A 3703-nucleotide genomic window follows, 5' to 3' on the forward strand; every position below is an offset into this window, starting at 1 on the left:
TGAAAGTGTTATGGCAAGGATGGCTTAAGTTACAAGCCATCCTGGAAGGCTACGATTTAGCAAAATCTCTTGAGTCAAACTTGTGATCAAGAGACAGCATTGAGCGCCTTTTTATCTTTAACAGGTAATTACCAACCTATTGATTTTACTCAACCGTAACCGATTTAGCTAAGTTACGTGGTTGGTCAACGTCAGTGCCTTTAATTACCGCTACGTAGTACGACAGTAGCTGCAATGGCAAGGTGTAAACAATTGGCGCAATAATATCGTCAGTGTGGTTTACGTTGATTACACGCATTGTGTCGTCTGACTCAAAGTGTGAATCTTTATCTGCGAATACGTAAATAATGCCGCCACGTGCGCGTACTTCTTCTACGTTTGATTTAAGTTTTTCTAGCAATTCGTTATTTGGTGCTACAACAATAATTGGCATGTCGGCATCAATAAGTGCTAATGGGCCGTGTTTTAGCTCGCCCGCTGCGTAAGCTTCTGCGTGAATGTACGAAATCTCTTTAAGTTTAAGCGCACCTTCCATTGCAATTGGGTATTGCGAGCCACGACCTAAAAACAATGAGTGGTGCTTATCAGCAAACTCTTCTGCAAGATCTGCAATACCATCAGCGAGTAATAATGTTTCTTCTAACTTAGCTGGAAGTACTTTAATTGCATTTACAATTGCGCTTTGATCAAGGCCTTTTTCCTGCGCTATAGACGCAGTAAGCATTAACAAACCAACTAACTGCGTAGTAAATGCTTTAGTAGATGCCACGCCTATTTCAGCGCCTGCTTTAGTCATAAAGGCAAGGTCTGATTCGCGTACAAGCGATGAACCAGGTACGTTACAAATAGTCATTGAGGCCATGTAACCTTGCTCTTTAGCTAGGCGTAATGCAGCTAGCGTATCGGCAGTTTCACCCGATTGAGAAATAGTAACAAGTAAGCTATTTTCATGAACAAACGACTGACGGTATCTAAATTCAGAAGCTATTTCTACATTACAGCTAACACCCGCAAACTGCTCAAGCCAGTAACGTGCAACCATACCTGAATGGTAAGACGTACCACAGGCAATAATTTGCACATGTTTTACATCTTTAAATATTTGCTGAGCGCTTTCGCCAAAGGCATCAATTGCTACACGGTCGTCGTTTAAACGCCCTTCAAGCGTATTACGTACAGCAAGTGGCTGCTCGTAAATTTCTTTTAGCATGTAGTGACGGTAATCGCCTTTGCCTGATGCATCTTGCGTAATGTTTGATTCAATCACTTCACGCTCAACTGCGTTACCGTCTGCATCAAAAATTTCTACTGTGTCACGTGTAATACGTGCTACGTCGCCTTCTTCTAAGAAGATGAAGCTACGAGTAACAGGTAGTAATGCTAACTGATCAGACGCAATAAAGTTTTCGCCAAGGCCTAAACCAATAACAAGAGGACTACCTGAGCGTGCTACAATGATTTCGTTGTCGTTGTCTTTATCAAATACAACAGTACCAAAAGCGCCTTCAAACTGTTTAACAGCTGCTTGTACTGATGCAAGTAACGTTGTGTGTTGTTTACGAAGTTGGTGAATTAAATGCACCATTACTTCTGTATCAGTGTCTGATAAGAATTCGTACCCATCTGCTTTAAGTGCTGTACGTAGGCTAGCGTGGTTTTCAATAATACCGTTGTGCACAAGTGCTAACTGGTTGTTTGATACATGTGGGTGTGCATTTGCTTCTGTAACGCTACCATGTGTTGCCCAGCGCGTATGTGCAATACCTGTATGACCGCTAACGCCTGCTTTTTCTAGAGCTGCTTCTACGTTAACTACTTTACCTACTGCTTTAACAGTATTAAGTGTGTTGCCATCAAGCAATGCTACGCCTGCTGAGTCATAACCACGGTATTCAAGACGTTTAAGGCCTTCAACTAAAATTTTGTTTACTGGACGTTCTGCAACTGCCCCAACTATTCCACACATAGTGTCTCCATTAATTTTTTAATTCTAGTAACTCACTTTGTAGTTACTATTCAATAATCTCTGCGCAAATTAGTTTTACACCACACGCCTCAATTGCTTTGCGTTTTTCGTCTGCTAAGCCATTGTCGGTTATTAATGTGGTTACTATTTTCCACGGTAATTCTAAATTTGGTATTTTTCGGCCAATCTTATCTGATTCAACCATTACAATTACTTCACGAGCGGCTTTTGCCATTACTTGGCTCAAACCAACTAACTCATTAAAAGTCGTTGTGCCGCGCTTTACGTCTATACCATCCGCACCAATAAATAGCTGATCAAAATCGTAAGAGCATAATACGTTTTCGGCAACTTGCCCCTGAAACGACTCAGAATGCGGATCCCATGTTCCACCGGTCATCAAAAGTGTTGGCTCATTCTCGAGCGCTAATAAACGACTCGCTACTTTAATTGCGTTGGTCATAACAACTAACCCACGCTTATCAGCAAGCTCAGGGATCATAGCTGCCGTAGTGCGTCCGCTATCAATAATAATGCGGTTATGATCTTTTATAAGTTTTGCTGCTGCTTTTGCTATCGCTACTTTGCGCTTTGAATCTACTTCATCGCTAACAATTTCTTTAGGTAGTGCAATAGCACCACCGTAGCGGCGAAGTAATAAGCCACTTTTTTCAAGCGAGGTTAAATCTTTTCGAATGGTTACTTCAGATGTTTGAAACTGCTGTGCTAACTTTTCAACGGCTACTTCACCTAATTCATTAACTTGAACCAGTATATTGTGACGACGCTGCTGTGTGTTTCGTTTAGTCATAAAGCTCGTGAATTAAGTTTCATTTCGAAAGTTATGCGATTTTAAACGAAACAACCTAAATGGCAAGTGAACGAGCAAAAAAAACACAGTTTTATTCTAATAATAATAATAAAACTAAAAGTGCGGTAAGCTATAACTAATTAAGTTATAAAGATAAGTACAATGCAGTCATTTAACAGTATCAGTAAAGAATACTTAGCACAGCGAAAGCAAGCAGGTGAAACCTGCCGTTTATTTAATAAGAGCCCAAGTAAAGGCAACTTAAAACGTATCAAAGAGTTATTTTTAAAGTCGGGTGATGGTGTAATTATAGAATCAGGTTTTCATTGCGATTACGGCAATCAAATAGTTATTGGTGATCGTACTTTTATGAATATTAATTGCACACTTCTCGACTCGCCATTAGCCAATCATTCAATCACCATTGGTGATGACTGCTTAATAGGCCCGAACGTTCAGCTTTTAGCTGTGTCACATGCTACTAATCCCGCAAAAAGGCTTAATAAGGAAAACTTTGCAGCACCTATCGCGTTAGGCAATAACGTATGGGTTGGCGCAGGTGCAATTATTTTAGCGGGTGTGAGTATTGGTGAAAATAGTATTGTGGGTGCGGGTGCTGTGGTTACTAAAAATGTAATGCCTAATACTTTAGTAGCGGGTAACCCAGCTCGTGAAATAAGAAAACTGTAGCTATTCTCGATGTGATTTTAACGTTGGGAGTCGCTGCGCTCGCCCGCCCTACGTGCTAGGTGTTGATGTGGGTGTGTATTAATTACGCACATTTCACTTTTCTGCAGACGTAAAAAAGCCCGAATTGTTAAATTCGGGCTTTCTACAATTTGAAGCCTGGTAATGTCCTACTTTCACATAGCAAATGCTACACTATCATCGGCGCTGTTTCGTTTCACTACTGAGTTCGGCATGGA

At 40.8% G+C, this 3703-nt stretch carries 3 protein-coding genes; 1 reads left to right on the plus strand and 2 read right to left on the minus strand.

Translation table 11 applies throughout. The features are described from left to right. Window positions 1-145: 145 nt before the first annotated feature. Entirely contained in the window at window positions 146-1966 is a 1821-nt protein-coding gene (gene glmS, locus I6E85_RS20605; RefSeq protein ID WP_007580413.1) for a glutamine--fructose-6-phosphate transaminase (isomerizing), read from the minus strand. Between the two features lie 46 nt (window positions 1967-2012). Then, window positions 2013-2777, minus strand: a complete 765-nt coding sequence (locus I6E85_RS20610) for a DeoR/GlpR family DNA-binding transcription regulator (RefSeq protein ID WP_024589675.1) — start codon at window positions 2775-2777, stop codon at window positions 2013-2015. 162 nt (window positions 2778-2939) lie between these two features. Between I6E85_RS20610 and I6E85_RS20615 the strand changes: the two genes are divergently transcribed. Further along, window positions 2940-3467 (plus strand): sugar O-acetyltransferase, encoded by a 528-nt coding sequence (locus I6E85_RS20615; protein WP_024589676.1) that lies wholly within the window; start codon window positions 2940-2942, stop codon window positions 3465-3467. The last annotated feature ends 236 nt before the right edge of the window (window positions 3468-3703 follow it).

Origin of the sequence: Pseudoalteromonas sp. NZS71 (assembly GCF_015864715.1) — a bacterium.
Classification (GTDB): domain Bacteria; phylum Pseudomonadota; class Gammaproteobacteria; order Enterobacterales; family Alteromonadaceae; genus Pseudoalteromonas; species Pseudoalteromonas arctica.

Coding starts and splice junctions, on each gene's coding strand:
- glmS (WP_007580413.1), bottom strand. CDS start 1,966: ATGTGTGGAATAGTTGGGGCAGTTGCAGAACGTCCAGTAAACAAAATT.
- I6E85_RS20615 (WP_024589676.1), top strand. CDS start 2,940: ATGCAGTCATTTAACAGTATCAGTAAAGAATACTTAGCACAGCGAAAG.
- I6E85_RS20610 (WP_024589675.1), bottom strand. CDS start 2,777: ATGACTAAACGAAACACACAGCAGCGTCGTCACAATATACTGGTTCAA.